Origin of the sequence: Halomonas sp. S3-1-1 (assembly GCF_023757625.1) — a bacterium.
In the GTDB taxonomy this organism is placed as follows: Bacteria; Pseudomonadota; Gammaproteobacteria; order Pseudomonadales; family Halomonadaceae; genus Vreelandella.
Window position 1 is genome coordinate 392,889 of sequence record NZ_JALGBZ010000001.1, and the last position, 23,446, is coordinate 416,334.

Annotated in this window: 21 protein-coding genes; 15 read left to right on the forward strand and 6 right to left on the reverse strand. The window is 63.2% G+C overall.

The window, feature by feature from the left end:
- Nucleotides 1-9 precede the first annotated feature (9 nt).
- The 4 genes from MQW23_RS01955 to MQW23_RS01970 form a co-directional block, all read right to left on the reverse strand.
- Complete coding sequence (locus tag MQW23_RS01955) at nt 10-894, reverse strand: carbohydrate ABC transporter permease (RefSeq protein ID WP_252106139.1); 885 nt, start codon at nt 892-894, stop codon at nt 10-12.
- 63 nt (nt 895-957) lie between these two features.
- On the reverse strand, nt 958-2,229 hold the full coding sequence (locus MQW23_RS01960; protein WP_252106140.1) for an ABC transporter substrate-binding protein: 1,272 nt from the start codon (nt 2,227-2,229) through the stop codon (nt 958-960).
- A gap of 33 nt (nt 2,230-2,262) precedes the next feature.
- On the reverse strand, nt 2,263-3,387 hold the full coding sequence (locus tag MQW23_RS01965) for an ABC transporter ATP-binding protein (RefSeq protein ID WP_252106141.1): 1,125 nt from the start codon (nt 3,385-3,387) through the stop codon (nt 2,263-2,265).
- Between the two features lie 83 nt (nt 3,388-3,470).
- Complete coding sequence (locus MQW23_RS01970) at nt 3,471-4,868, reverse strand: sigma-54 interaction domain-containing protein (RefSeq protein WP_252106142.1); 1,398 nt, start codon at nt 4,866-4,868, stop codon at nt 3,471-3,473.
- Between the two features lie 217 nt (nt 4,869-5,085).
- On the opposite strand from MQW23_RS01970, the gene speB reads away from it, so the two are divergent.
- The 4 genes from speB (at nt 5,086) to MQW23_RS01990 (ending at nt 10,629) form a co-directional block, all read left to right on the forward strand.
- Nucleotides 5,086-6,036: an agmatinase gene (gene speB / locus MQW23_RS01975; protein WP_252106143.1), complete on the forward strand. Its 951-nt coding sequence runs from the start codon at nt 5,086-5,088 to the stop codon at nt 6,034-6,036.
- 124 nt (nt 6,037-6,160) lie between these two features.
- Nucleotides 6,161-7,543 (forward strand): YjiH family protein, encoded by a 1,383-nt coding sequence (locus MQW23_RS01980; protein ID WP_252106144.1) that lies wholly within the window; start codon nt 6,161-6,163, stop codon nt 7,541-7,543.
- A gap of 9 nt (nt 7,544-7,552) precedes the next feature.
- The gene (locus MQW23_RS01985) at nt 7,553-9,187 is read left to right on the forward strand and encodes a 5-guanidino-2-oxopentanoate decarboxylase (protein ID WP_252106145.1); all 1,635 of its coding nucleotides are present in this window, start codon (nt 7,553-7,555) and stop codon (nt 9,185-9,187) included.
- Nucleotides 9,184-10,629 carry an aldehyde dehydrogenase family protein gene (locus MQW23_RS01990; RefSeq protein ID WP_252106146.1) on the forward strand — a complete coding sequence of 482 codons (1,446 nt, stop codon included), beginning with the start codon at nt 9,184-9,186 and terminating at the stop codon, nt 10,627-10,629. The genes MQW23_RS01985 and MQW23_RS01990 overlap by 4 nt, the downstream gene beginning before the upstream one ends.
- On the opposite strand, the gene MQW23_RS01995 is transcribed toward MQW23_RS01990, so the two are convergent.
- Together MQW23_RS01995 and MQW23_RS02000 are read right to left on the reverse strand one after the other, a co-directional pair.
- The gene (locus MQW23_RS01995) at nt 10,626-11,561 is read right to left on the reverse strand and encodes a hydroxymethylglutaryl-CoA lyase (protein ID WP_252106147.1); all 936 of its coding nucleotides are present in this window, start codon (nt 11,559-11,561) and stop codon (nt 10,626-10,628) included. The genes MQW23_RS01990 and MQW23_RS01995 overlap by 4 nt on opposite strands.
- Nucleotides 11,562-11,573: 12 nt before the next feature.
- On the reverse strand, nt 11,574-12,776 hold the full coding sequence (locus MQW23_RS02000) for a CaiB/BaiF CoA transferase family protein (RefSeq protein ID WP_252106148.1): 1,203 nt from the start codon (nt 12,774-12,776) through the stop codon (nt 11,574-11,576).
- A 152-nt stretch (nt 12,777-12,928) separates the two neighbouring features.
- Between MQW23_RS02000 and MQW23_RS02005 the strand changes: the two genes are divergently transcribed.
- The 11 genes from MQW23_RS02005 (at nt 12,929) to MQW23_RS02055 (ending at nt 23,388) form a co-directional block, all read left to right on the forward strand.
- Nucleotides 12,929-13,825 (forward strand): LysR family transcriptional regulator, encoded by an 897-nt coding sequence (locus MQW23_RS02005; protein WP_252106149.1) that lies wholly within the window; start codon nt 12,929-12,931, stop codon nt 13,823-13,825.
- 277 nt (nt 13,826-14,102) lie between these two features.
- The gene (locus MQW23_RS02010; protein WP_252106150.1) at nt 14,103-15,086 is read left to right on the forward strand and encodes a TRAP transporter substrate-binding protein; all 984 of its coding nucleotides are present in this window, start codon (nt 14,103-14,105) and stop codon (nt 15,084-15,086) included.
- A gap of 92 nt (nt 15,087-15,178) precedes the next feature.
- A complete protein-coding gene (locus MQW23_RS02015; protein ID WP_252106151.1) occupies nt 15,179-15,718 on the forward strand; it encodes a TRAP transporter small permease in 540 nt (179 codons plus the stop codon).
- A complete protein-coding gene (locus MQW23_RS02020) occupies nt 15,715-17,010 on the forward strand; it encodes a TRAP transporter large permease (protein ID WP_252106152.1) in 1,296 nt (431 codons plus the stop codon). Before MQW23_RS02015 ends, MQW23_RS02020 begins: the two co-directional genes overlap by 4 nt.
- A 358-nt stretch (nt 17,011-17,368) precedes the next feature.
- Nucleotides 17,369-17,698: a hypothetical protein gene (locus MQW23_RS02025; RefSeq protein WP_252106153.1), complete on the forward strand. Its 330-nt coding sequence runs from the start codon at nt 17,369-17,371 to the stop codon at nt 17,696-17,698.
- Nucleotides 17,699-17,884: 186 nt separating this feature from the next.
- A complete protein-coding gene (locus MQW23_RS02030) occupies nt 17,885-18,991 on the forward strand; it encodes an acyltransferase family protein (protein ID WP_252106154.1) in 1,107 nt (368 codons plus the stop codon).
- A 90-nt stretch (nt 18,992-19,081) separates the two neighbouring features.
- On the forward strand, nt 19,082-20,188 hold the full coding sequence (locus tag MQW23_RS02035; RefSeq protein WP_319022792.1) for a serine hydrolase: 1,107 nt from the start codon (nt 19,082-19,084) through the stop codon (nt 20,186-20,188).
- A gap of 80 nt (nt 20,189-20,268) precedes the next feature.
- Nucleotides 20,269-20,547 carry a peptidylprolyl isomerase gene (locus MQW23_RS02040; protein ID WP_252106155.1) on the forward strand — a complete coding sequence of 93 codons (279 nt, stop codon included), beginning with the start codon at nt 20,269-20,271 and terminating at the stop codon, nt 20,545-20,547.
- An 87-nt stretch (nt 20,548-20,634) separates the two neighbouring features.
- On the forward strand, nt 20,635-21,570 hold the full coding sequence (locus MQW23_RS02045) for an ABC transporter ATP-binding protein (RefSeq protein WP_252106156.1): 936 nt from the start codon (nt 20,635-20,637) through the stop codon (nt 21,568-21,570).
- Nucleotides 21,567-22,328 (forward strand): ABC transporter permease, encoded by a 762-nt coding sequence (locus MQW23_RS02050; RefSeq protein WP_252106157.1) that lies wholly within the window; start codon nt 21,567-21,569, stop codon nt 22,326-22,328. The genes MQW23_RS02045 and MQW23_RS02050 overlap by 4 nt, the downstream gene beginning before the upstream one ends.
- Before the next feature lie 46 nt (nt 22,329-22,374).
- On the forward strand, nt 22,375-23,388 hold the full coding sequence (locus tag MQW23_RS02055; protein WP_252106158.1) for a nucleoid-associated protein: 1,014 nt from the start codon (nt 22,375-22,377) through the stop codon (nt 23,386-23,388).
- Nucleotides 23,389-23,446: the final 58 nt, after the last annotated feature.

Below are 23,446 nucleotides of genomic sequence, written 5' to 3' on the forward strand. Positions count from 1 at the left end.
ATGAAGTCGTCATTTATAGTGGGTTCGGCGGTCGAGAAGCGTGAACTTGAGAGTGGCCACCACGGCGAGCACCAGCAGGATCACCACGGTAATGGTGGCCGCGGTGGTGCGGTCGAAAAACGCGAAGGCGTTCTCGTAGACGTAGTAGAGCAGCAGGTTGGTGGCGTTGTTCGGCCCGCCCTTGGTGAGAATGAACAGGTGATCGACCACGCGCACGGCGTTGATCAGCGCGTTGATCAAAACGAACAGGGTGGTCGGCATCAAAAGCGGAAAGGTCACCCGCCAGAAAAAGCGCGCGCGGCTTGTGCCTTCGAGATCCGCCGCTTCCTTGAGCTCCGGCGGGATCGCCTGCAGCGCCGCCAGATAGAAGATCATGAAAAAGCCGGCCTCCTTCCACACCGACATCACGATGATCGAATAAAGCGCCACGCTCGGGTCGCCCAGCCAGTTCACTCCGGAAAAGCCGAGTGCTGCGAGCAGCGTGTTGAACAGCCCGATCTGCGGGGCGTAGAAGAACATCCAGATATTGGCCGCGGCGATCATCGGCAGGATCGTCGGCGTGAAGTAGGCCATGCGCACAAGCCCGCGGCCGGGAAGTCGCCGGTTGACCAGCAGCGCCATGGCAAGCGACAGCGCGATGGAGACCGGAATGGTGCCGAGCGCATAGATCAGGTTGTTGCGCGCTACCTGCCAGAATTTCGGATCCTCGAACAGGTACCGGTAGTTCTCGAGACCGACGAATGCCGGCGGCGCGCCGCGAAAGCCGGGCAGATAAAGGCTCTGGATCACCGTGGTAATCGTGGGCAGATAGGCGAACAGGCCAAGCAGCAGCGCGGCGGGCAGTAGCAGCAGTGCCCCGTAGAGCTGTAGCTTGCGGTGGGCGGTCAGCGTCATGATGAAGGCTCGCCGGTGAGTGAGCGCCGGGCCAAGGCCCGGCGCCTGAAAGGTCAGGCCGGCTTAGCGGACGTAGCGGCGCAGGATGCGGTCGGCCTCGGCTTGCGCCTGGGTCAGTGCTTCCTCTGGCGTCATCTGACCGGTGAGCGCGGCTTGAACGGCGTTATCGAGCGTGCGGCGAATGCGCCCGCCCTCATAGGTGGCAAGCTCGGCGGTGCCGAATTCCAGCTGATCGCGGGCGACCGCCGCCGGCGGGAAGGCCTCGACGTAGTCGCGCAGCGCCTCGGTCTCGTAGGCGGCGGGGCTCACGCCCATGTAGCCGGTTTCGATCGACCAGTCTGCGGCGCGTTCCGGAGCGGTCATCCAGCGGATGAAGGTCATCGCGGCGCGCTGCTCCTCGTCACTGGTATCGGCAAAGATGTAGAAGTTGCCGCCGCCGGTGGGGCTACCGCGCTGGGTTTTGGCCGGCAGCATCGCCACGCCGAAATCGAAGTCGGCATCGCTCTTCACGGCACTCAGATTGCCGGTGGTATGCCACATCATCGCCGTGGACTGCTCAAGGAAGTTCTGGCGAAGCGTGCCCCACTCGATGGTGCCGCCGGGCATGACGCCGTCTTCGGCCAGCGATACCCAGTACTCCAGCGCCTCGATGGCGGCCGGGTCGTCGAAATAGACCTCGGTGCCGGCGTCGTTCATCAGCCGGTGGCCGTTCTGGTAAGCGAAGGCCTGAAACATCCAGTACGGGTAGCCGGTAGAGGGCACCATGACGCCCCACTGATCGCCGCTGGCTTCGCGCACGGTCTGAGCCATTTCGGCCATTTCGTCCCAGTTCTGGGGTGGGGTGTCCGGGTCGAGCCCGGCGGCTTCAAACGCGTCCTTGTTCCAGAACAGCACGATGGTCGAGCGCTGAAAGGGAATGCCGTAGGTCTTGCCGTCGAGCTGGCCGTTCTCCATCAGTCCGGGGTAGAAGCCATCGAGCCACGCGCGCTCCTCGTCGGTCTCGACCAGGTCGTCGAAGGCGACGATGGCGTCCTGTTCGATCAGCTCGAACAGATCGATGGAAAACATCACCGAAAGCTGCGGGGTATCGCCGGCCTCAATGGCGGACATCGCGCGCACCCGGGTGTCGTCGTAGTTGCCGGCGTAGATGGCTTCGACATCGATCTCCGGGTGTTCGTCCTCGAACTCCTCGACCAGTTCGTCGATTACGTCGGTCAAGGCGCCGCCCACCGACACCGGGTAGTACATCGTAAGATCGACCGCGGCGCTGGCCTGGGTGGCGCTCAAAAGGCCGGCGGCCAACGCGGTAAGGGCAAAGGGAAGACGAGACAACATGACGAACTCCTTTTAGGTGGCGAGAGAGGTGAATCAGTGCTGGAACGAGCCCACCGTCGGCGGACGGGCAACGCTTTTCGGCGCGGCGGCGAAGGCGCGGGGCGTCAGGTGCTCGTGGCGCAGGCCGTCGGCGGCGAACAGGTGCGCCTTGTCCGGCGCCCAGTAGAGCCGGCACGCCGCGCCTTCGAGCGCCGGGCGGCCGTTGACGCGCACGCGAAGGGAGTGGCTGCCCACGCTCACGTGAACGACGGTGTCGGCGCCCAGGTACTCTTCACCGCTGATGCGCGCGGCCACGCCAGGCTCGCTTTCAGCGCGAAGCGTGATGTCCTCGGGGCGAACGCCGAGCTTTCCGCCGGCGGCTTCCAGCGGCGCGACGGGCGTGGTGTCGCCGTCGATCACGGCACCGGCATCACCGGCTATCAATGGCAGTAGATTCATCGCAGGGCTTCCTATGAAACTGGCGGCGAAGGCGCTCGCCGGGCGGTCGTAGAGCTCGCTCGGGGTGGCGTCCTGAACGATGCGGCCGTGCTGCATCAAAATGACCCGGTCGCCCATGCTCATGGCTTCCACCTGATCGTGGGTGACGTAGATCACCGTCATGTCGAGCCGGCGCTGCAGCGCCTTGATCTCGCGGCGCATGTCGGCTCGAAGGCGCGCGTCCAGGTTCGAGAGCGGCTCGTCCATCAGACAGATCGGATGCTCGGAAACGATGGCGCGGGCGAGCGCCACCCGCTGGCGCTGGCCGCCGGACAGATTCGCCGGCTTGCGGTCGAGATAGGGCGACAGATCGACCAATTCCGCCACTTGAGCCAGGCGCTTGTCGCGCTCGAGCCTGGGCACGCGGCGGCTCTTCAGGCCAAAGACGATGTTCTCGGCCACGCTCAGGTGGGGAAACAGCGCGTAGGACTGAAATACCATGGAGAGGCCGCGATCCCCGGGCGGGGCGCGGGTGACGTCGCGCTCACCGATATGAATCGCGCCACGCGTGGCCTCTTCGAGCCCGGCGATCATACGAAGCGTGGTCGATTTACCGCAGCCGGAGGGGCCCAGTAGGATGACGAACTGCCCCGGCGTCACCTCAAACGAGATGTCGTCGACGGCGGCGGTAGCGCCCCACTGCTTGGAGACGCCCGCCAGTTGAATACGCGATTGGCTCATGGCTTTCACCAACGGTGGGTCGTGGCCAATCACTGTGGGTCAAGGAGGTTGCCGTTGTGTGACGCTTGTGTGGCGAAAGCGTGTCAGCGAAGCGTCAGCCCGTGGCGCTTGAGCTTGCGCACCACGCTTGACTGGCTGATCCCCAGGTGCTCGGCGAGGGCGTAGGTGCTGGCGTGCGTGCGACAGCCGCGCTCGAGCAGCTCGCGCTCCAGGCGGGCCAGGTAGGCGGGCAGGGTTTCACCTTCGATAGGCGGTGGCGCGCTGGGCGCCTGTGGCGTGTGAGGGGCGCTGGCGGGCGAAGCGGGGGATTCGAAGCCTTCGATGCGATCGAACGCGCTCGAGAGCCAGGCACGCTCCAGCCAGTTCTCGAGCTCGCGCACGTTGCCGGGCCAGTCGCTGCCCATCAGCGTCGACCAGACGTGGTTGTCGAGAAACTTCTGCCGCCCGTAGTGGGCGTTGAGCCGGGCCAGGCACGCCTCGGCAAGCGCGGGAATGTCTTCGCGACGCTCGCGAAGCGCGGGCAGCGTCACGGGAATCACGTTGAGGCGGTAGTAAAGATCCAGCCGGAAAAGGCCTTCCTGCACGCGCGCCGCCAGGTCCTGATTGGTGGCGACCACCAGGCGGAAATCGACCCGGCGGGGGCGGGTGTCGCCCAGGCGCGTCATCTTGCCGTCCTGGATCACCTTCAAGAGCTTGGTCTGCATCAACAGCGGAAGCTCGCCGATCTCATCGAGAAACAGCGTGCCGCCTTCGGCCTGCTCCAGAAGCCCTGCCTTGCCCTGGCGGGCGGCGCCGCTGAACGCGCCGGGCTGGTAGCCGAACATCTCAGACTCGAACAGGTTCTCCGGAATGGCGCCACAGTTGACCTCGATGAAGGGGCCGCCCGCGCGCTCGCTCCAGCGGTGAAGCTGGCGGGCAAATGCCGTTTTGCCCACGCCGGACTCCCCCAGCATCAGCACGCTAGCCCCGGAAGGCGCCACGCGCTTTAGGAGCCTTGCGACCTCGCGCATCGCGTGGCTTCGCACCTGAAGCTCCTCCAGGGCGCTGTCGAGCGCCGGGTCGTCGGCCACGCTCTGGCCGCGCTTGACGTGCTCGTTGAAGCGCTTTTGCAGCAGCGCGTATTCGTCCTGGAGAAGCTGTAAATCGGTCATGTCCCGCGAGCGGCTGACGATACGCTCGAGCCTGCCGTTCACAAAGACCGGGTGGGCCTCGGCGATCACCCGCCGCCCGGTGCCGGTGACCTGCATCAGCTGCGCCGGGCGGTGGGTGCGCATGACCTCCATGCTGATGGAGGGTTTGAGCACGCCGTCGCGCTCAAGCTCCCTGACGTTGCTGCCCAGAAGCGCCTCGCGTGGCAGCCCATACACCGCCTCCGCGCCGGGGCTGATGTCCAGTATCTCGCCGTCACCACTGACGATGAAGAAGTGGTCGTTGGCGGTCTCCACGATAGTCTTGAGCACGCTGCGATCGATCTCGTCCACGCCGTTTTCCTCGAACCGATAGTGACTCGTCAATGCAAAATCGACTCGATACTACGCGTTTTTGAGTCGGTTTTGCATTAATCGAAGCGCAAGAAGGCCGATTGGCGGGGCGCCGCCCGCCTGGCACGTTAAATGCAGTAGCTGGGTAAACCCCATGATCGGGCTCGGTGTTCATGACGCTGGGCTCGAGAATCGCTACAAGGAAAGGAGAAGCGCAGTGAGTGACTTCAATCAGCCGCTGGGCGGCAACAGCGTGCCGCGCTTTGGCGGGCCGGCGACCATGATGCGCCTGCCCGCTCAAGAGAGCGCGAAGGGGCTCGATGCCGCGTTCATCGGCATTCCCATGGATATCGGCACCTCCAACCGGCCCGGCACGCGCATGGGGCCGCGCCAGATTCGCGACGAGTCGCGCATGCTGCGCCCCTACAACATGGCCACTCGTGCCGCGCCCTTTGAGTCCCTGCAGGTAGCGGACATCGGCGACGTACCGATCAACACCTTCCACCTGCCCAAGAGCGTCGACATCATCACCGCGTTCTTCGACGACGTGTTGAGCCACGACTGCGTGCCGTTGACCCTCGGCGGCGATCACACCATGACGCTGCCGATTCTGCGTGCCATGGCCAAAAAGCACGGCCCGGTGGGCTTGATTCATATCGACGCCCACGCCGACGTCAACGAGCACATGTTCGGCGAGGAGATCGCTCACGGCACCACCTTCCGCCGCGCCCAGGAAGAGGGGCTGTTGGCGAAAGAGAAGGTGGTGCAGATTGGTCTACGGGGCACCGGCTACGCCGCCGAGGACTTCGACTGGTGCCGCGACCAGGGCTTTCGCGTGGTCCAAGCAGAAGCGTGCTGGTACCAGTCGCTGGCGCCGCTGATGGAAGAGGTGCGCGCGCAGATGGGCGATACACCGGTGTACATCAGTTTTGATATCGACGGCCTCGACCCGTCGGTGGCGCCGGGCACCGGTACCGTCGAGATGGGCGGGCTGACCTCCCATCAGGGCCTCGAGATCGTGCGCGGCGCGGCGGGGCTCAACATCGTTGGGGGCGATCTCGTCGAGGTCTCGCCGCCCTATGACACCAGCGGCAATACCGCGCTGATGGGTGCCACGCTGTTGTATGAAATGCTCTGCGTACTGCCGGGAGTGAAGAAAGGAGAGTGATCGCGTTGGGCGCCGTTCGGGCGCCCGTCTGAACGCGATACGGATACTACAAAAAGGAAGGTCGAACCTTTCGTATAAACGCCGCCAGCCCACCTTCGATAATCATTTCCAACAGGTGAACATCATGTCCGACCCTCAAGCGATACGCGATGAGCGCGCGCCCGACGAGGCCATCCCGCGCCGCCATCTGCTCAAGTTCCTGATTCCCTCGATCATCGGGGTGCTGCTGTTTCTGGTGCCGTTTCAAAGCGGTGAGTCGGTCAACATCGGCATGGGGATGATGGCCGATGGCCTGCAGGCGCTACTCGGCGAGGCGCTGCCGCTGATCGCCATGGTGGTGCTGTGCGTGTCGGTCGTCGTCACGCTCTACGTGAAAGCCGCAAAACCCACTTGGGCTCAAGGCGGCCACTTTGGCGACATGTTCCAGGTCGGAATGATCTGGGTGGCGCTGCGCGTGCTGGGCGCCATTTTTGTGGTGATGACCTACTTTCAGGTGGGGCCTGAGTTCGTCACCGCCTCGTTTACCGGCGGTGTCATGCTCAATGACCTGGCGCCGGTGCTGCTGACGTTTTTCTTCTTCGCCGCGATTTTGCTGCCGTTTCTGGTCGAGTTCGGCTTCATGGAATTTATTGGAAGCCTGGTGCGCAAGCCGTTTCGCCTCATCTTCAACCTGCCGGGGCGTAGCGCCATTGATGCCACCGCCTCGTGGATGGGCTCGGGCACCGTGGGCGTGCTGATTACTTCGCAGCAGTACGAGCAGGGTTTCTATAGCGGCCGCGAAGCCTCGGTGATCGCCACCAACTTTTCCGTGGCGTCCATTGCCTTCAGCCTGCTGGTGGTCAACTTCGTCGATTTGAACCACCTGTTCGTGCCGTTCTACTTCACCGTGGTGGTGTCCGGGCTGATCGCCGCGATCGTCGTTTCGCGCATTCCGCCGCTGTCGTTGAAGTCCGACGACTACTACGAGCCGGTTGGCTGTCAGATTCGTGAAGAGAACACCGGCCGCGCCGGGCTTTTCCGCTACAGCCTGCAGCAGGCCACGCGCCGCGCCGCCGGTGCGCCTGGCCCCGCGCAGCTTGCCAAACTGGCGCTGATTAACGTCATCGACATTTTCCTGACGCTGCTACCGCTGGTGTTCGCGATCGGCACCATCGCGCTGATTCTGGCCGAGTTCACGCCGCTCTTTACCTGGCTCTCCTACCCGATGGTGCCGGTGCTGGAGCTTCTGCGTATTCCCGAGGCCCAAGCCGCCGCGCCCGCCACACTGGTCGGCTTTGCCGATATGTTCCTGCCCGCGGTGCTGGCCACCAATATCGACAGCGAGCTCACTCGCTTCGTCATCGCGTGCCTGTCGATGACGCAGTTGGTGTACATGTCCGAAATCGGCGCGCTGCTGCTGAAGTCGAAGATTCCCATCGCGCTCTGGGAACTGGCGGTCGTGTTTCTGCTGCGCACCGTGATTACGCTGCCGATCATCGCATTGATGGCGCACACCCTGTTCTTCTAAGGAAATGCCATGACGGCTCACGATACGATGACCTGCGCTGAGCTTTTGATTCGCCTTCTGCGCGACACCTACGGCGTCGACACGCTCTTCGGCATCCCCGGCGTGCACACGGTCGAGCTCTACCGTGGCCTTGAAAGCGGGGGCGTTCGCCACGTCACCCCGCGCCACGAGCAGGGCGCGGGCTTCATGGCTGACGGCTATGCCCGCGCCAGCGGCAAGCCCGGGGTCTGTTTGATCATCACCGGCCCCGGCATGACCAATATCGCCACCGCCATGGGCCAGGCGCTGGCGGACTCGGTGCCGATGCTGGTGATTTCGAGCGTCAACCGTCGCGATACCCTAGGGCTCGGCCAGGGCCGGCTTCACGAGCTACAAAGCCAGCAGCAGGTGATCAGCGGCGTGGCGCGCTTCAGCCACACGCTGCTCGACGCCGACACGCTGCCTGACGTGCTGGCCCGCGCCTTTGCCGTCTTCAGAGGCGCACGACCGGGCCCGGTGCATATCGAGATCCCCATCGACCTGTTCGACGCGCCGGTCACGCCGCCGCGCTCCTGGAAGGCACCGCGCCTTTACCGCGCGGCGCCGGACCCGGAAGGCCTACGCGAGGCGGCGCGGCTTTTGGAGGCGGCGAAGCGCCCGCTGGTGCTCCTGGGCGGCGGCTGCGAGGACGCCTTCCAGGCCGCTCACTTGCTGGTCGAGCGGCTCGACGCACCGACGGTGACCACCATCAACGCCAAGGGGCTTTTGGGGCGCGACCACCCGCTGGATCTCGGCGCCAATGCCGCACTCCCTGCGGTGCGCCGGCTCGCTTTTGATGCTGACGTGATTCTCGCCGTGGGCACCGAGCTTGGTGAAACCGATTACGACGTGGTGTTCGACGACGGCTTCAAGCTTAATGGTACGCTGATTCGCGTGGACATCGACGCCGAGCAGCTGGCGCGCAATCAGGCCACTACGCTCGGGCTGGTGGGCGATGCCGGGCGAACGCTGGCGCTTCTGGCCGAGTATTTTCCCGAGCCGCTATCCCGGGGCGGCGCCGAGCGGGTCAGTCAGGTGCTGGCGGAACTCGATCAGGAAAACGATCCGGCGTTTTCCACCTTCGTGCCGCTTTACGAGACGCTTGCCGAGCATCTGCCCGAGGCGATTCTGGTGGGCGACTCCACCGCACCGGTTTACGCCGGCAATCATCTGGTCAGTCAGCCGGCGCCTCGGCGCTACTTCAACGCCTCGACCGGCTACGGGACGCTGGGCTACGGGTTGCCCGCCGCGCTCGGTGCCCAGCTTGCTCAGCCGCAGCTTCCCGTGGTGGCGCTGGTCGGCGACGGCGGGGTGATGTTTACGCTCTCGGAGATCGCCACCGCCGTCGAGGAGCAGATCCCGGCCGTCATTTTGCTGTGGCACAACGCGGGGTACGAGGAGATCCGCCGCTACATGGATGACAACGGCGTGGCGCGCCTGGGCGTGGACCTCAAGGCGCCGGACTTTTTGATCCTTGCCGACGGCTTCGGCTGCCCGACCGTTCATATCGAAAGCCCTTCTCAATTGGCGGCGGCGCTTTCCGAGCGCGACGACGCCCGCCCGCTTCTCATCGAAATCGACGCCTCCGCCTGGCAGCGCGGCGTTACCAACAAGGATGCGCCATGAAAATCCTCGATCAGCAGTTCATCGATAACCGCTGGGTGGCCACGAAAGCGACCCGCACACTCGATGTTGTGAACCCCTACCGCGAGGAAGTGATCGCCCGCGTGACCACCGGGGCGCCGGAGGACGTCAACGCCGCCGTCGCGGCGGCCCGCGCCGCCCAGCCTGGCTGGCAGGCGCTGGGTGGCGAGGCGCGAGCGCAGTATCTCGATGGCTTCGCGGATGCCCTAACGGCGCGACGCGAAGCGCTGATCGAGCTGAGTGCCACCAACAACGGCAAGCCGCTGATGGAAGCCGGTATCGACCTGGACGACGCGATCGCCTGCTACCGCTACTACGCCGGCCAAGCGCGAGCGCTGGACACCCGCCAGGGCGAGCGGGTCGAGGTCGAGATGGAAGGCGTCGAGGCGCGGGTTTATCACGACCCTGCCGGGGTCGTCGCGCTGATCACGCCCTGGAACTTTCCGCTGGTCACCAGCGCCTGGAAGCTTGCTCCGGCGCTGGCTGCCGGCTGCACCGTGGTGCTGAAGCCTTCCGAGGTAGTGCCGCTGCCCGAGCAGGCGCTGGCGGAGATCGCACTCGACATCGGCCTGCCCGCGGGGGTGCTGAACCTCTTGAACGGCGATGGTGAGGGCATCGGCGCGCCGCTGGCAAGCCATCCGGGCGTCGACAAGGTGTCGTTCACCGGCAGCAACCGCGTCGGCGAGGCGGTGATGAAGGCCGCCGCCGCCCGCACCGCTGGGGTGTCGCTGGAGCTTGGCGGCAAGTCGCCGATTCTGGTGATGGAGGACGCGGATCCTTCACAGGCCGCCGATTGGGTCATGGCGGGGATCTACTTCAACGCCGGCCAGATCTGCTCGGCGACCTCGCGCCTTTTAGTGCACGAAGACGTGGCCGAGGCGCTTTTTGAGGCGCTTGGCGAGCGTATGGATGCGCTCACGTTAGGCGACCCGCTCAGCGAGGGCACCGACTTGGGCCCGCTCACAAGCGCCAAACAGCAGGACGCCGTCAACGGCTACCTGAAGATCGCCGAACAGGAAGGGCTGACCGCGCTGCGCGATCACACTCACTACACCTTGCCCGAGCAGGGCTACTTCGCCGCCCCGACGCTCTACCTCGACGTGCCGGTAGAAAGCCGTCTGTGGCGTGAGGAGATCTTCGGGCCGGTGCTCTGCGCGCGCAGCGTCCAAAGCGAGGCGGAGGCGATCGCGCTTGCCAACGACAGCGACTTTGGCCTCGCCGCCACGGTGATCAGCGGCGACTTTGATCGCGCCAAGCGCATCGGCCGTGCGCTCAAGGCCGGCAGCATCTGGTACAACAGCGAGCAGCTGGTACTGCCGGAAACCGCTTGGGGCGGCTTCAAGCGCAGCGGCATCGGGCGTGAGCTGGGGCCCTGGGGGCTAAGCGCGTATCTGGAGGTGAAGCACGTGGTGGGGCCGGCTTAACGCGCCGGCATCGGGTAGCGCCGGTCCCATTTTCCTGCCTTGACCACCTGCCCGGGCACGTCGTGACCAACGAGCTCGGGCAGCGTGGCGGCCACTTCCAGCAGGGCATCCAGATCCACGCCGGTGTCCACGCCCATGGCTTCGAACATGTGCACCAGATCCTCGGTGCAGACGTTGCCCGTCGCGCCCGGGGCGAAGGGGCAGCCGCCCAGTCCGCCGAGCGCGGCGTCGAAGCGGGTGATGCCCGCCTGCCAGGCCGCCAGCGCATTGGCCAGGCCCATGCCGCGGGTATTGTGAACGTGCAGCGTGAAGGCGGTGGCCGGCCAGCGAGTGATGACCGCCTCGCACAGCGTTTTGACCTGCACCGGGTTGGCCATGCCGGTGGTGTCGCACAGCGTCACGCCTTCGATCCCCATGTCCACCAACTGTTCGATTAGCATCAGCACGCGCTCCTGCGCCACGACGCCATCGAACGGGCAGCCAAACGTGGTGGAGAGCGAGGCGTTGATGAACACATCATGTTCGCGCGCGGCGTCCACGATCTCACGAAAGCGCTCGAGGGACTGCGCCGGCGTCATGCGCAGGTTGGCCAGGCCGTGGCTGTCGCTTGCCGACATCACCAGGTTGAGTTCGTCCACCTGGCAGGCGAGCGCGCGCTCGGCGCCCTTGAGGTTGGGCACCAGCACGGTGATATCGACCCCTTCCCGGCGCTGAATCCCGGTGACCACGTCAGCCGCGTCCGCCAGGTTGGGAATCGCCTTGGGCGAAGTGAAGGAGGTGGCTTCGATACGCGCAAGGCCGGTCGAGGAGAGCGCGTCGATCCAGCGGATCTTGTCCTCAGCGGGCACGAAGCGTGATTCGATCTGAAGGCCGTCGCGAGGGGCGACCTCGTTGATCTCTACGCGGGCGGGGCAGGGGGATTGCATCAGCATGGAGACGCTCCTTTAAATGATGCCGGCTTGGCGCAGTTTGGCGCGGGTGGCGTGATCGATCTCCAGCTCGTCGAGCACTTCCTCGGTGTGCTGGCCGAGTTTGGGGCCGCCGTTGCCCAGCCGCCCGGGGGTGGCGCTGAGCTTGGGGAGCACGCCGGGCACCTTGAGCGGCTCGCCGCTTTCCCGCGTGAAGGTCTGGATCATTTCGCGGGCAAGATAGTGCGGATCACCCGCGATATCCTTTGCGGTGTAGGGGTAGCCAGCGGGGACGCGGGCCTCGTCCAGCGCCTTCAGGATGACCTCGCGGGCGCGCGTCTGCGTCCAGGCCTCGATGGCGGCATCGATTTTCTCGGCCTGGTGGCTGCGCCCGTCGTTATGGGCAAGGGCGGGGTCACCGGCCAGGTCCTCGCGGCCGATCACGCCCATCAGGCGCTTGAAGATGCTGTCGCCGTTGCCAGCGATCAGCACGAAATCGCCGCCTTCGCAGCGGTAGGCGTTAGAGGGCGTGATGCCGGGCAGGGCGCTGCCGCCGGGCTCGCGTACCTGGCCCGTGGCATCGAACTCGGGCAGCAGGCTCTCCATCATGGCGAACACCGACTCGTACAGCGCTACGTCGATCTCTTGGCCCAGTCCGCTCTTTTGCCGCTCCTGGAGGGCGAGCAGCGTGCCGATCACGGCGTAGAGGGCCGAGAGCGAATCGCCGATGCTCACGCCGACGCGTACCGAGGGTTCACCGGGCTGACCGGTCAGATAGCGTAAGCCTCCCATCGCCTCGCCGATGACGCCGAAGCCGGGCTTGTCGCGGTAGGGGCCGGTCTGGCCGTAGCCGGAGATGTGTACCATGATCAGCGCCGGATTGAGCGCGGAAAGCGCCTCCCAGCCTAGCCCCCAGCCGTGAAGCGTACCCGGACGGAAGTTTTCGACGACCACATCGGCCTCGCGGGCCAGCTGTCGTACCAGCGCCTGGCCCTCTTCGCTGCGCAAATCGAGCGCCACAGAGCGCTTGTTACGGGTCTGAACGTGCCACCAAAGCGAGGTGCCCTCTTCCAGTATTCGCCATTTGCGAAGCGGGTCGCCGGTGCCAGGCGGCTCGATCTTGATCACATCGGCGCCGAATTCACCCAGCAGCTTGGTGGCGAAGGGGCCGGCGATGAGCTGGCCGAGTTCGAGTACCTTGATGCCTTTTAGCGGCAGTTCACGTTCAGGGGCGGGCATGGCGGATACCTCGTGCAGGCGGATCTATTATTGTCGAGCGCCAGAATGCGACAGCCCGCCAAGCGCGACAATTAGGCAATGAATAAGCGGGGGTTCGTCGCCTGCGAAGGTATACGCTAGTATGGCAGTCTCGCTCGACAGGAGCCCTTGCGATGCGTCGGTTCGACTTCACGACCCTAAAACTCTTCATTTCCGTAGCCGACGAAGGGCGGCTCACGGCGGCGGCGGCGCGCGAGCACATGGCGCTGGCGGCGGTGAGCAAGCGTATTAGCGACCTTGAAACGCTGGTGGGCACCACGCTTTTATACCGCAAGCCGCGCGGCGTGGAGCTGACCCCGGCAGGGCAGGCCTTTTTGCACCATGCCCGGCGGATTCTCGACGACATCGAGCGCCTCGAGGCGGAGCTTTGCGAGTACGGCGACGGTGTGAAAGGCCACGTACGCATGCACTCCAACACCTCGGCTATCATCGCCTTTCTTCCCCAGGATTTGAGCACGTTTTCGCAGCGCTACCCGGACATCAAGATCGACCTGCAGGAGCGGGTTAGCAGCGAGATCATCGCCGCCGTACGCGACGGACTGACCGATATTGGCGTGTTCGCCGGCCATGTCGAGGCACCGGATTTGGAGTGTTTGGCGTACCACCAGGATCGACTCATGCTGGTGATGCCCGCCCGGCATCCGCTGGCCAACCGCCAATCCATTACCTTTGCTGATGCGCTCGATTTCGACTTCATCGGCCTGCAGCAGGATGCGTCGCTTCAGATGCTGCTGTCCGAACACTCCCAGCGCGCGGGAGGCGCGCTGCGCATGCGAATTCAGGTGCGCAGTTTCGATGCGATCTGTCGCATGATCCATCACGGCATGGGGGTGGGCATACTGCCCGAACGAACGCTCTACCGCGATTTGAACGATCTCGAGCTTGTGAGCATTCCGCTCGAGGAGCGCTGGGCACGCCGCGAGCTGGTGATCGGTATGCGCCGCTACGCCACGCTGCCTGCAACCGCTCGTCATCTGGTCGATCATCTGATCCAAAGCGCCGCTACCTGAGCCGGGTCCGGGTCGTGGCTTGAAAACCCGGCCTTCCACGGGCAAAAGCCATCACTCACGCTATTCAAACGCATCGCGGGATATCCCTCTTTAGTCTTAAGCGCCCGCACGCTTTGAAATAACCCCGCGCCACATCGGCGTTTGCAACCATCGTATTTGACGAAGTCTTCCTTCACGAACGTCGATTTGAGCCCGCCCCCCTGCTTGTCACAAGATCTAACCAGCACACTTGCTACCCCTCGATACTCAATAACGACAAACGTAGAGAGTGATGACAATGAAAAAATCACTACTGGTCACGCTGGCAGGCTTTGGCATGTTCACGGCTGCGAGTTTCGCGCTGGCCGATACGATCGAAATCCAGGTCAACAACACCATGAGCGAAGGCGGCTCGGAAAGCGCCGCCGTCGAGCGCTTCGCCGAGTACCTGGAAGAGCAGGCGCCGGGTCGCTTCGATGTGCGCCCCTTCCTGGCGGGGTCGCTGGGCGGCGAGGATTCGGTGCTCGAGCTTCTCAACCTGGGCCAAACTCAAATCTCGCTGACCGGGGGCAACTGGCGCCAGCAGTACGCGCCGGAGTATGACGCTATCACCGTGCCGTTTCTGTTCACCACCTGGGACCAGGTGGATGGCTATCTCGAGAGCCCGTCGGGCCAAACCATGGTGGAGCAGGCCGAACAGCGCGGCGGGCTCAAGTTTCTAGGGCTTCAGCACCGCGGACCGCGCCACATGACGGCCAACAAGGAAATCCACACGCCCGAGGACCTCGAGGGCTTTCGTCTACGCCTGCCGTCGCTGCCGATTTGGCTACGGGTATGGGAGGAGATCGGCGCTCAGGTAGTGAACGTGCCCGCCCCGGAAATCTATCTGGCCATGCAAACCGGTCAGGTCGACGGTCACGAGAACTCGCTCTCTTCACCCTACACGCGGCGTCTGTGGGAAGTGCAGGACTACCTGATCATGACCAGCCACGTGCAGTTCCCCTGGAGCTGGGTCGCCAGCTCGCGCTGGTGGGAAGGGCTTTCCGAAGAGGACCAGACGCTGATTCAGGAGGCCGTCGACGTGGCGCGCGAGTACGGTAACGAGCAAGAGCGTGAGCTCGACGACTACTACCTGGAAGCGCTGCAGGAAGAGGGCATGACGGTGATCGAGCCGGATACGGAGGCCTTCCGCGAGGCGGCGATGCCCGCCATCGACGAGGTACTATCGGAAATGGCCGACGGCGTGCGCGAAGACGCGATCAGCGCTAACTCTGACCAGTAACCGTCTGCTCAGTAATCATCTGTTCAATAATCATCAGGTTTGACGGCGCCTTTTCGAGGCGCCGCTCATCGTTTTCATTAAGGAGTTCACCTGTGGATGAAGCACGGGCGCCCGTACACGGGGTCGATCGTTTCGCCTTGACCCTGCTGCGCTGGGTGACACGCGTATGCGACGGGTTGGGCGTCGCGATTCTGGTCGGGATTTTAGGACTGATCGTTTTGGCGGTTTTGGCCCGGGATTTACTGAACTGGGGCATGCCCTGGACCGAGGAGGTGGTATCGCTGATGGCGATCTACGCCGTTAGCTTCGGCTCGATTTCGGCCTGGGTACGAAGTGATCATCTGGTCGTGGATCTGTTCAGCCACCGGCTGGGTGTGATCGGGCGCCAGGTGCAGTACCGGCTGATTGCCGGCGTCTCTACCGGCTTTTTCGTGCTGGCCGCTTGGGGGGCCTGGATCATGGCCGGCGTCAGCGCCAACAACAATACCGTCTCGCTGGGCATCAGCTTTGCCTACCTCTACTACGCGCTGTTCACCGGTTTCGCCGCCATGGCGGTGCTGGCGCTGTGGCAGACGCTGCGAGGCCCGGTCGACTGGCTCATCGAGCCCGCAGAGCAGGAGGCGCTTTCGTGACCGAACTTGCCATTTTTGTGGGTGGGCTGCTGGGGCTGATGATGATCGGCCTGCCCGTGGTGGTCGCCATTGGCGTTACCTCCTTTATCGCGCTGACGGTGACCGGCGCGGGTGGGCTGCCGGTGGAGCTTCTATCGCTTCGCATGGTGCAAACGCTCAACAACTTCACGCTGCTGGCCATACCGCTGTTCATTCTGGCGGCCAACATCATGAACCTGGGCTCGACCACCACGCGTATTTTTGACTTCGCCACGGCGCTGGTGGGCTTTACCCGCGGTGGGCTGGGCCACGCCAACGTAGTGGCGAGTTCCATTTTCGCTACGATGTCCGGCACCGCCGTGGCCGACGCCGCGGGGCTTGGCAGTATCGAAATCAAGGCAATGAAAGAGCGCGGCTATGCGCTCGATTACACCACAGGCATCACCGCGACCTCGAGCGTTGTCGGCCCCATCCTGCCGCCGAGCATCGCTCTGGTGGTGTATGGGTGGCTTGCCAACGTCAGTATCGGCGGGCTATTCATGGCGGGGCTGCTGCCCGGCATTTTGATGGCGGCGTTGCTGATGGGCATGACCGTGGTGCTGGGCGCCACCGGGCGAGTGGTAATGCCGGAGCCGACGCCTTTCGATATCCGTGAGGTAGGCCGCACGGGTAAGCGGGCGGCGCTGCCCTTGCTGATGCCCGCCATTATCGTCGGCGGTATCTGGGGCGGCTTTTTCACGCCGACCGAGGCCGGCGCCATCGCTTCGCTGTACGCGCTGGTGTTGGGCGGGCTGGTGTATCGCGATCTGAGCCTGAAGAGTTTGTACGATGCGTTTCGCCGCACGCTGATGTTTAGCGCGGTGATTCTTTTGATCATTGCCGTCTCGAGCTTCTATGGCTGGATTCTGGTGCGAATGGGCATCCCTCAAGCGCTGGCGGGCCAGGTCGCGAGTCTCGACATGCCCACCTTCGCGCTTTTGATCTGCTTTGCGCTGTTCTTTTTGCTCATCGGCTGCTTCATGTCGGTGATCGAAAGCATTTTGATCTTTACTCCGATCGTGGTGCCCGCCGCGCTGACCGCCGGCCTCGATCCGGTACACTTCGGCATCGTCATGGTCATTACGCTCTCAATCGGCGTCATCACGCCGCCCTTCGGCACGGTGCTGTTCATGATGGTCAGTATCACCAGGCTGCGCTACGGCCAAGTGGTCAAGGCGGTCCTGCCGTTTTTGATTCCGGTGATACTCGCGATTTTGCTGTTGATCGCCATTCCAGGGCTCGCGACCTGGCTTCCGGGGGTGATGGGCTACTAAAAGGCCTTAACACCTTTTGGAATGAGGTAAGTAAAACGCCGGCTCCCAAGCCGGCGTTTTGCTAATCCCGATTGACATGACCACCTCGGCCCATGTGCCAACCGTAAACAAAACTATTCTCATTATTTTTTTTTGAGACAGGTTTTGGCACACAGGATTTTTATTTAAGTTTATGATATTTAATGGTTTTAAAGAAGTAGGCGCCAATCTGGTACGCCCGCTGCAGTGAGTGGGCCGAGAGCGCAACGTCAGGAGGACGATTCGCTCTCGTTTCGACTCAGTAAACGTATTAACCGGGCATTTCATCTTTCGCCCACGTTTTAAAAGCAGCAAAGCGAAACGACCAGGAGGTACGATCATGAAGAAGGAATCTCTGAAAAAGCTGGGTATCCTCGGCGTCTCTTTCGGGCTGATGGCAAGCCCGCTGGCCTTTGCCGGTATGGAAGAAGACACTACCGCTCCGCAGGAACCAACGCCGCACGAAGACACCATGCAGGATGGTCAGGGCACCTACCAAAGTTATGAAACGGATCAGCAGCCGGGTGTAACGACCGAGTACGAAGAGGAAGAGCAGGAGTTTACCTACGAGGAAGAAGAGGAAGAGCAGGAGTTTACTTACGAGGAAGAAGAGGAGGAGCAGGAAGAGTGGGGAACCGATACCGAAAAGGAGTCTGACAGCAACTGGTAACCCGTTCTTGATCAAGGAGTAACTGCTCTCTGGTTCACGGACGAGCCACGAAACGCCCCGCCGATTGCGGGGCGTTTTGCGTTTAAAGGGCTTCGCTACCCCTGATTTGAGCGTTGGGCTAAGGTTAACGTTCTCCACTACGGCTTGGGGGCTCGCCTTTAAGCCGCCGACAGGGATGTACGTTACGTGCCGAGTTTTAACGAAGTGCCGGTGTTGCCACGCCTGGATGGGCGGGTCGAAGCGATCGATCTTGCCCGCGGTATCGCCATTGGCCTGATGATTTTGAGCCACACCGTCAGCGGGCTGGTGGGAATTCCCAATGTGCCCGAGTGGGGCATGGTGCCAGTGCATCTGCTCACCAAGTTCTCCTCGTCACTGTTCATTACGGTGTTCGGCATTGCGCTGGCGGTGGCGTTTCTGCCGCGCACTCAAAGCGAGGATTGGCCCAAACGGCGGCTGAAGCTCTGGCTGCGCGCCGTCGAGGTCTGGTTCTGGTACAAGGCGCTGACCATTGTCGAAATGCTGCCCTTCTACGCACCCACCGATATTCTCAACACGCTTTTATACGGCAACTTCGCCATCTGGGTGGAAATCCTCGGCTTCTACGCCATCGCGCTCGTCTGGGTGCCGCTGATACTGCCACTATGGGCCCGTGCGCCGCTCTGGTCGCGGCTGGCGGCGATCGTGGGGCTCGCCACGCTTTCCTCTTGGCTTCAGGGCTTCGATTTCGGCGGTTACGCCATTTTGAAAGCGCTACTGGTCGATCATCCCGACTACTACGCCTGGGGGCAAATCAGCCGTGCGCCGCTCATCCTCATCGGGCTTTTGATCGGCGAGGCGGCGCTTCGCTGCCACGGCGAGCAGCGCGCGCAGCGCCGGCTGGTACTGGCGTTGATCGCGCTCGGCGCGGTGATGGTCAGTGCTTTCTACGCGCTTGCGGCAGCCCAGGGCGATGTGTACGCGGCCATGACGGCGGTGGCCAACAACGTCGGCAAGCACCCTCCAGGGCTTGCCTTCATGCTCTTTAGCCTCGGCGGGGCCTTCATCCTTCTGGGCCTGGCATTGGCCGGCGGTCGCGCCGCCGCCCGGGCACTTTTACCGCTGACCCTTGTCGGAAGCGACGCGCTCAAGGCGTTCATTTTTCATATCGTGATGATCTTTCTAGTGCTGCGCTTTCTGCTGGGCTTGAACGAGACCATCACCTACCCCCAGTCCTTGGGCATCGGCGGGCTTTTGATTCTCGGCACGGCGCTGTGGATCTGGCTCACCCGCTGGATGGCAGCACGCCGGTAAAGGCCGCGTGCTCCAGGGCGACCTGAACGACACAGGCGTAACGCTACAGACGCAATAACACCACAGACGCAATAATACCGAGGTAACGCTTTGCGAGGATTGATACGCACGCTCAACTACGGGCTTTTGCTGGTGACGCTCTCAATAGCGATACCGGTCCAGGCCGACTGGTATTTTGAAGTCGATAAACAAAGTGCCTGGCAGGGAAGTTTAAGCACTCGCCTGGCCGCCATCGAAGACGCTTTTGGCGGGGCGCTGGGCGTCTACGTTCAGGATCTACAAAGCGGCGAAGCGTTCTCCTGGCAGGCGGACACCCCCTGGTATTTGGCGTCGCTGATCAAGGTGCCGGTGGCCGCCGAGGTGCTGGCCCGACGCCAGGCGGGCGAGCTAACGCTGACTGATCGCCTGACGCTTGCCCAAAGCGACTTCGTCGACGGCGCCGGCCCGGTGATTTGGCACGACCCGGGCACGCCAATCTCGATCGAGTATCTGCTCGAACAGATGATCACCGTCAGCGATAACACTGCCACCGACATGCTGATCGACCGCGTCGGGCTCGGCGCCGTTAACGCCCGGGCGGCGCAAATGGTGGCTGTCAGCGGCGGCGACCCGAGCGACGTCGGGCCGATCACGACGCTCAAGGGCGTGCGGCAGGGCGTGTACGGCGAGCTGCACCCCCAGGCGCGCTCGCTTTCCGGTACCGACTTCATCGAGCTTCGCCAGCACCGCGTCAGCCAGCGCCCCGCGGCGCTGGCGCGGCGGCTGGGCGTCCCGCGAGAGAGCCTTCGCCAGCCCGACTACGAAAGCGCCTTCGATGCCTACGAGCGCACCGGCGAAAATACCGCGACGCTGCGCGCCTACGGCGACCTGCTCGCCTCGTTCGAACACGCCGAGCAGGACGATCTCGACGCCACCCAGCGCCAAACGCTGATCGAAGTGATGACGCGTACCCATTCCGGTCAGGCGCGCTTGAAGCGCGGCTTGGGCGAGGACATTACTTTCGCCCACAAAACCGGCACCCAGCACCATCGAAGCTGCGATGCGGGGCTTGCCTATAGCGAGGCGGCCACGCAAACCGCGGGGCCCTGGGTGATCGTTGCCTGCACTCGCGGTGGGCCGCCGCGCGCCGCCCACGAACAGGCCCTGGCCCGCGTGGGTGAAGCGCTCAGAATCACCGGCGCGGTAGGCGCACCCTGAGCCCCCAGGCCGGCGGCGTGCGTGTTAAACTAAGGTTTCTAAACTAGGGCTCCCTTAAACGAATCCATTGGAGGCTTATCATGGCCAGTGCCAGCGCCCGTCATATCCTGGTAGACAGCGAAGAGCAGTGCCTCGCGCTGAAGCAAGAGATCGAAAACGGCCGCGACTTCGCGGACGTGGCAAAAGAGCACTCGAACTGCCCGTCCGGGCGTCAGGGTGGCGAGCTGGGTACCTTCGGCCCAGGCCAGATGGTGCCGGAGTTCGATAAAGTCGTCTTCAACGGCGAACTCAACCAGGTCCACGGCCCGGTCCAGACCCAGTTTGGCTACCACCTGCTCGAAGTTACCAGCCGCAGTTAATCGGCCTGTTGCCGGCCGGCGTGCGGTTGGCGCCGGCCGCTTTGGGCCGCCAGGCACCATGGCCCGCTGCGGTGTGAGGAGCACGCCTTGAACGACCCCATTATCTCGATCGAGGGCTTGAACAAAACCTACGAAGGTGGCTTTCAAGCGCTCAAACACGTGGATCTGACGATCCAGCGTGGCGAAATTTTTGCGCTGCTCGGCCCCAACGGCGCGGGCAAGACCACGCTGATCAGCCTGGTGTGCGGGCTGGTCAATCCTTCTGAAGGCCGCGTGACGGTCGACGGCTTCGATAACGTCAAACAGTACCGCCAGGCGCGCGAGCGTATCGGCCTGGTGCCCCAGGAGCTGACCAACGAAGCGTTCGAAACGGTCTGGAACACGGTGAGTTTCAGCCGCGGCCTGTTCGGCAAAGCGCCAAACCCCGCGCATATCGAAAAGGTGCTCAAATCGCTGGCGCTGTGGGACAAGCGCGACAACCGCCTGATCACGCTCTCCGGCGGCATGAAACGCCGCGTGTTGATCGCCAAAGCGCTCTCCCATGAGCCGCGCATCCTGTTTCTCGACGAGCCCACCGCCGGCGTAGACGTGGCGCTACGCCGTGACATGTGGGAGGTGGTGCGCAAGCTTCGCGACGACGGCGTCACCATCATTCTCACCACCCACTATATCGAAGAGGCCGAAGAGATGGCCGACCGCATCGGCGTGATCAACGGCGGCGAAGTCGTGCTGGTGGAAGAGAAAGCCGCGCTGATGAAAAAGCTCGGCAGCAAGCAGCTTACCCTCGAGCTTCATACGCCGCTTTCGGCGCTGCCGCCGCGCCTGCAGGTCGATACGCTGACGCTTGGTTGCGATGGCCGCTCGCTGGTGTATACCTACGATGGCCACCAGGAAGAAGAGGGCCGCGGCGTGTCAGCGCTTTTAAGCGTGCTCAACGAAGAGCAGATCCTGGTGAAGGATCTGCACACCCGGCAGAGCTCGCTGGAGGATATTTTCGTCGATTTGGTCAAGGAGCGTTCATGAATCTCTACCCCGTCCGTTCGATCTACATGGCGGAGATGGCGCGCACCCGGCGAACGCTTCTGCAAAGCATCGTCTCGCCGGTGATCTCGACCTCGCTCTACTTCGTGGTGTTCGGCGCGGCGATCGGCTCGCGTATCAGCGAAATCAACGGCGTTAGCTACGGGGCCTTCATCGTGCCCGGGCTGATCATGCTGATGCTGCTGACCCAGAGTGTTTCGAACGCCTCCTTCGGGATTTTCTTTCCCAAGTTCTCCGGCAGCATCTACGAAATTCTCTCGGCGCCCATTTCGTATCTGGAAGTGGTAGTGGGCTACGTGGGGGCGGCGGCGTCGAAGTCGATGCTGCTTGGGTTGATCATTCTGGGCACCTCGAGCTTTTTCGTGCCGCTTGAGATCGCCCACCCGTTCTGGATGCTGACGTTTTTGGTGCTGACCGCCGTCACTTTCAGTTTGCTGGGGTTCATCATCGGTATCTGGGCCGACGGCTTCGACAAGCTTCAACTGGTGCCGCTTCTAGTGATCACGCCGCTGACGTTTTTGGGCGGAAGCTTCTACTCCATCGACATGCTGCCGCCGTTTTGGCAGACCGTGACGCTGGCCAACCCGGTGGTGTATCTGGTCAGCGGCTTTCGCTGGAGCTTCTACGGCATCAGCGATGTGAGCCTGGCAGCGAGTGTGGCCATGATCGCGCTCTTTCTCGCCGCGAGCCTGGCCATGGTGGGCTGGATCTTCCATACCGGCTACCGGCTCAAGCCCTGATCCTCTTTTGACTGATCGTTCAACCGCTTAAAAGGCTCTTTTCTCTATGCCGCTTTTGCAAAGCATCGTGCACCGTTTAGACCCTACGCTGGACGGCGAACGCCTGACCGTGACCGCCGCCCCGGGGCCCGCCGACAGTAATGACGACACGATGGCCGCGCTGGTCAGCAAGCTCGCGGACACCTACAACACCAAGGCGAAGGGCTGGGGGCGGTTTGCCAGCGAAGGCGAGCAGGCCGGGCCGCTGGTGGCCTGGCTCGAAGCGTATATGAAAGGCGAGCTGGCGTTCGAAGCCCTGAGCACTCAGTTGACCGAGCGGTTGGCCCGCGAATTACAGGAGGCGCTCTCGGTGGGCGGCTACTTGGTCATCGCTCACCAGCGCCAAGGCGATACCGAAACACTGTTGTTCGCGCTGGTGCATCAGCGTGAAGGCATCGGCATCGGTGAGGCGCACCAAGCGGTGCCTGCCGCCCAACTCAATACCCAGCAGCTTACGCTGGCCGCGCGGGTCAATCTGACCCAGTGGCAACAGGGCGATGGCGCGGGTAGCCAGCAGTACGTCTCGTTTTTGAAAGACCGCGGCGCGAAGAAGCTGGCCGACGGCGTGGCGGCGGTGCTCGGCATGGAAGAGGGCATCGACGCGCCGGCGGAAACCCGCACGCTGCTCAAGGCCTTCAGCGACTATGTCGAGCGCGAAGACCTCGACGAGGAGGCCAGCCGCGAGAAAACCGATACGCTGGTGGACTACGCCCACGAGCAGATGCGCCGCGGCGAGCCGATGACGCTCGAGGAACTCTCGGGGCTGGTCGACGAGCAAGCGCCCAAAGCGTTTTATGAGCATATTCGCAACGCCGACTACGGCCTTTCGCCGGAGATTCCGCCGGACAAGAAGACGCTGAGCCAGTTTCGCCGCTTCACCGGCCGCGCCGGGGGTGTTTCGATCAGCTTCGACTCGCACCTTTTGGGGTCGAGCATCGAGTACGACGAAAGCCAGGACCGGCTGATCATCAAGCAGGTTCCCAAACAGCTCAAGGAGCAGCTCGCCAAGCGCAAGGAGTGACCTTTGTGAGCGGTGGCGGGTCAGTAGAAAGAGCGAGCAGGATCATGACAGACGCGGC

Coding starts and splice junctions, on each gene's coding strand:
- MQW23_RS01980 (WP_252106144.1), top strand. CDS start 6,161: ATGTCCGACCCTCAAGCGATACGCGATGAGCGCGCGCCCGACGAGGCC.
- MQW23_RS01995 (WP_252106147.1), bottom strand. CDS start 11,561: ATGCTGATGCAATCCCCCTGCCCCGCCCGCGTAGAGATCAACGAGGTC.
- MQW23_RS02040 (WP_252106155.1), top strand. CDS start 20,269: ATGGCCAGTGCCAGCGCCCGTCATATCCTGGTAGACAGCGAAGAGCAG.
- MQW23_RS01955 (WP_252106139.1), bottom strand. CDS start 894: ATGACGCTGACCGCCCACCGCAAGCTACAGCTCTACGGGGCACTGCTG.
- MQW23_RS02055 (WP_252106158.1), top strand. CDS start 22,375: ATGCCGCTTTTGCAAAGCATCGTGCACCGTTTAGACCCTACGCTGGAC.
- MQW23_RS02000 (WP_252106148.1), bottom strand. CDS start 12,776: ATGCCCGCCCCTGAACGTGAACTGCCGCTAAAAGGCATCAAGGTACTC.
- MQW23_RS02025 (WP_252106153.1), top strand. CDS start 17,369: ATGAAGAAGGAATCTCTGAAAAAGCTGGGTATCCTCGGCGTCTCTTTC.
- MQW23_RS01965 (WP_252106141.1), bottom strand. CDS start 3,387: ATGAGCCAATCGCGTATTCAACTGGCGGGCGTCTCCAAGCAGTGGGGC.
- MQW23_RS02005 (WP_252106149.1), top strand. CDS start 12,929: ATGCGTCGGTTCGACTTCACGACCCTAAAACTCTTCATTTCCGTAGCC.
- MQW23_RS02050 (WP_252106157.1), top strand. CDS start 21,567: ATGAATCTCTACCCCGTCCGTTCGATCTACATGGCGGAGATGGCGCGC.
- MQW23_RS01990 (WP_252106146.1), top strand. CDS start 9,184: ATGAAAATCCTCGATCAGCAGTTCATCGATAACCGCTGGGTGGCCACG.
- MQW23_RS02010 (WP_252106150.1), top strand. CDS start 14,103: ATGAAAAAATCACTACTGGTCACGCTGGCAGGCTTTGGCATGTTCACG.
- MQW23_RS01960 (WP_252106140.1), bottom strand. CDS start 2,229: ATGTTGTCTCGTCTTCCCTTTGCCCTTACCGCGTTGGCCGCCGGCCTT.
- MQW23_RS01985 (WP_252106145.1), top strand. CDS start 7,553: ATGACGGCTCACGATACGATGACCTGCGCTGAGCTTTTGATTCGCCTT.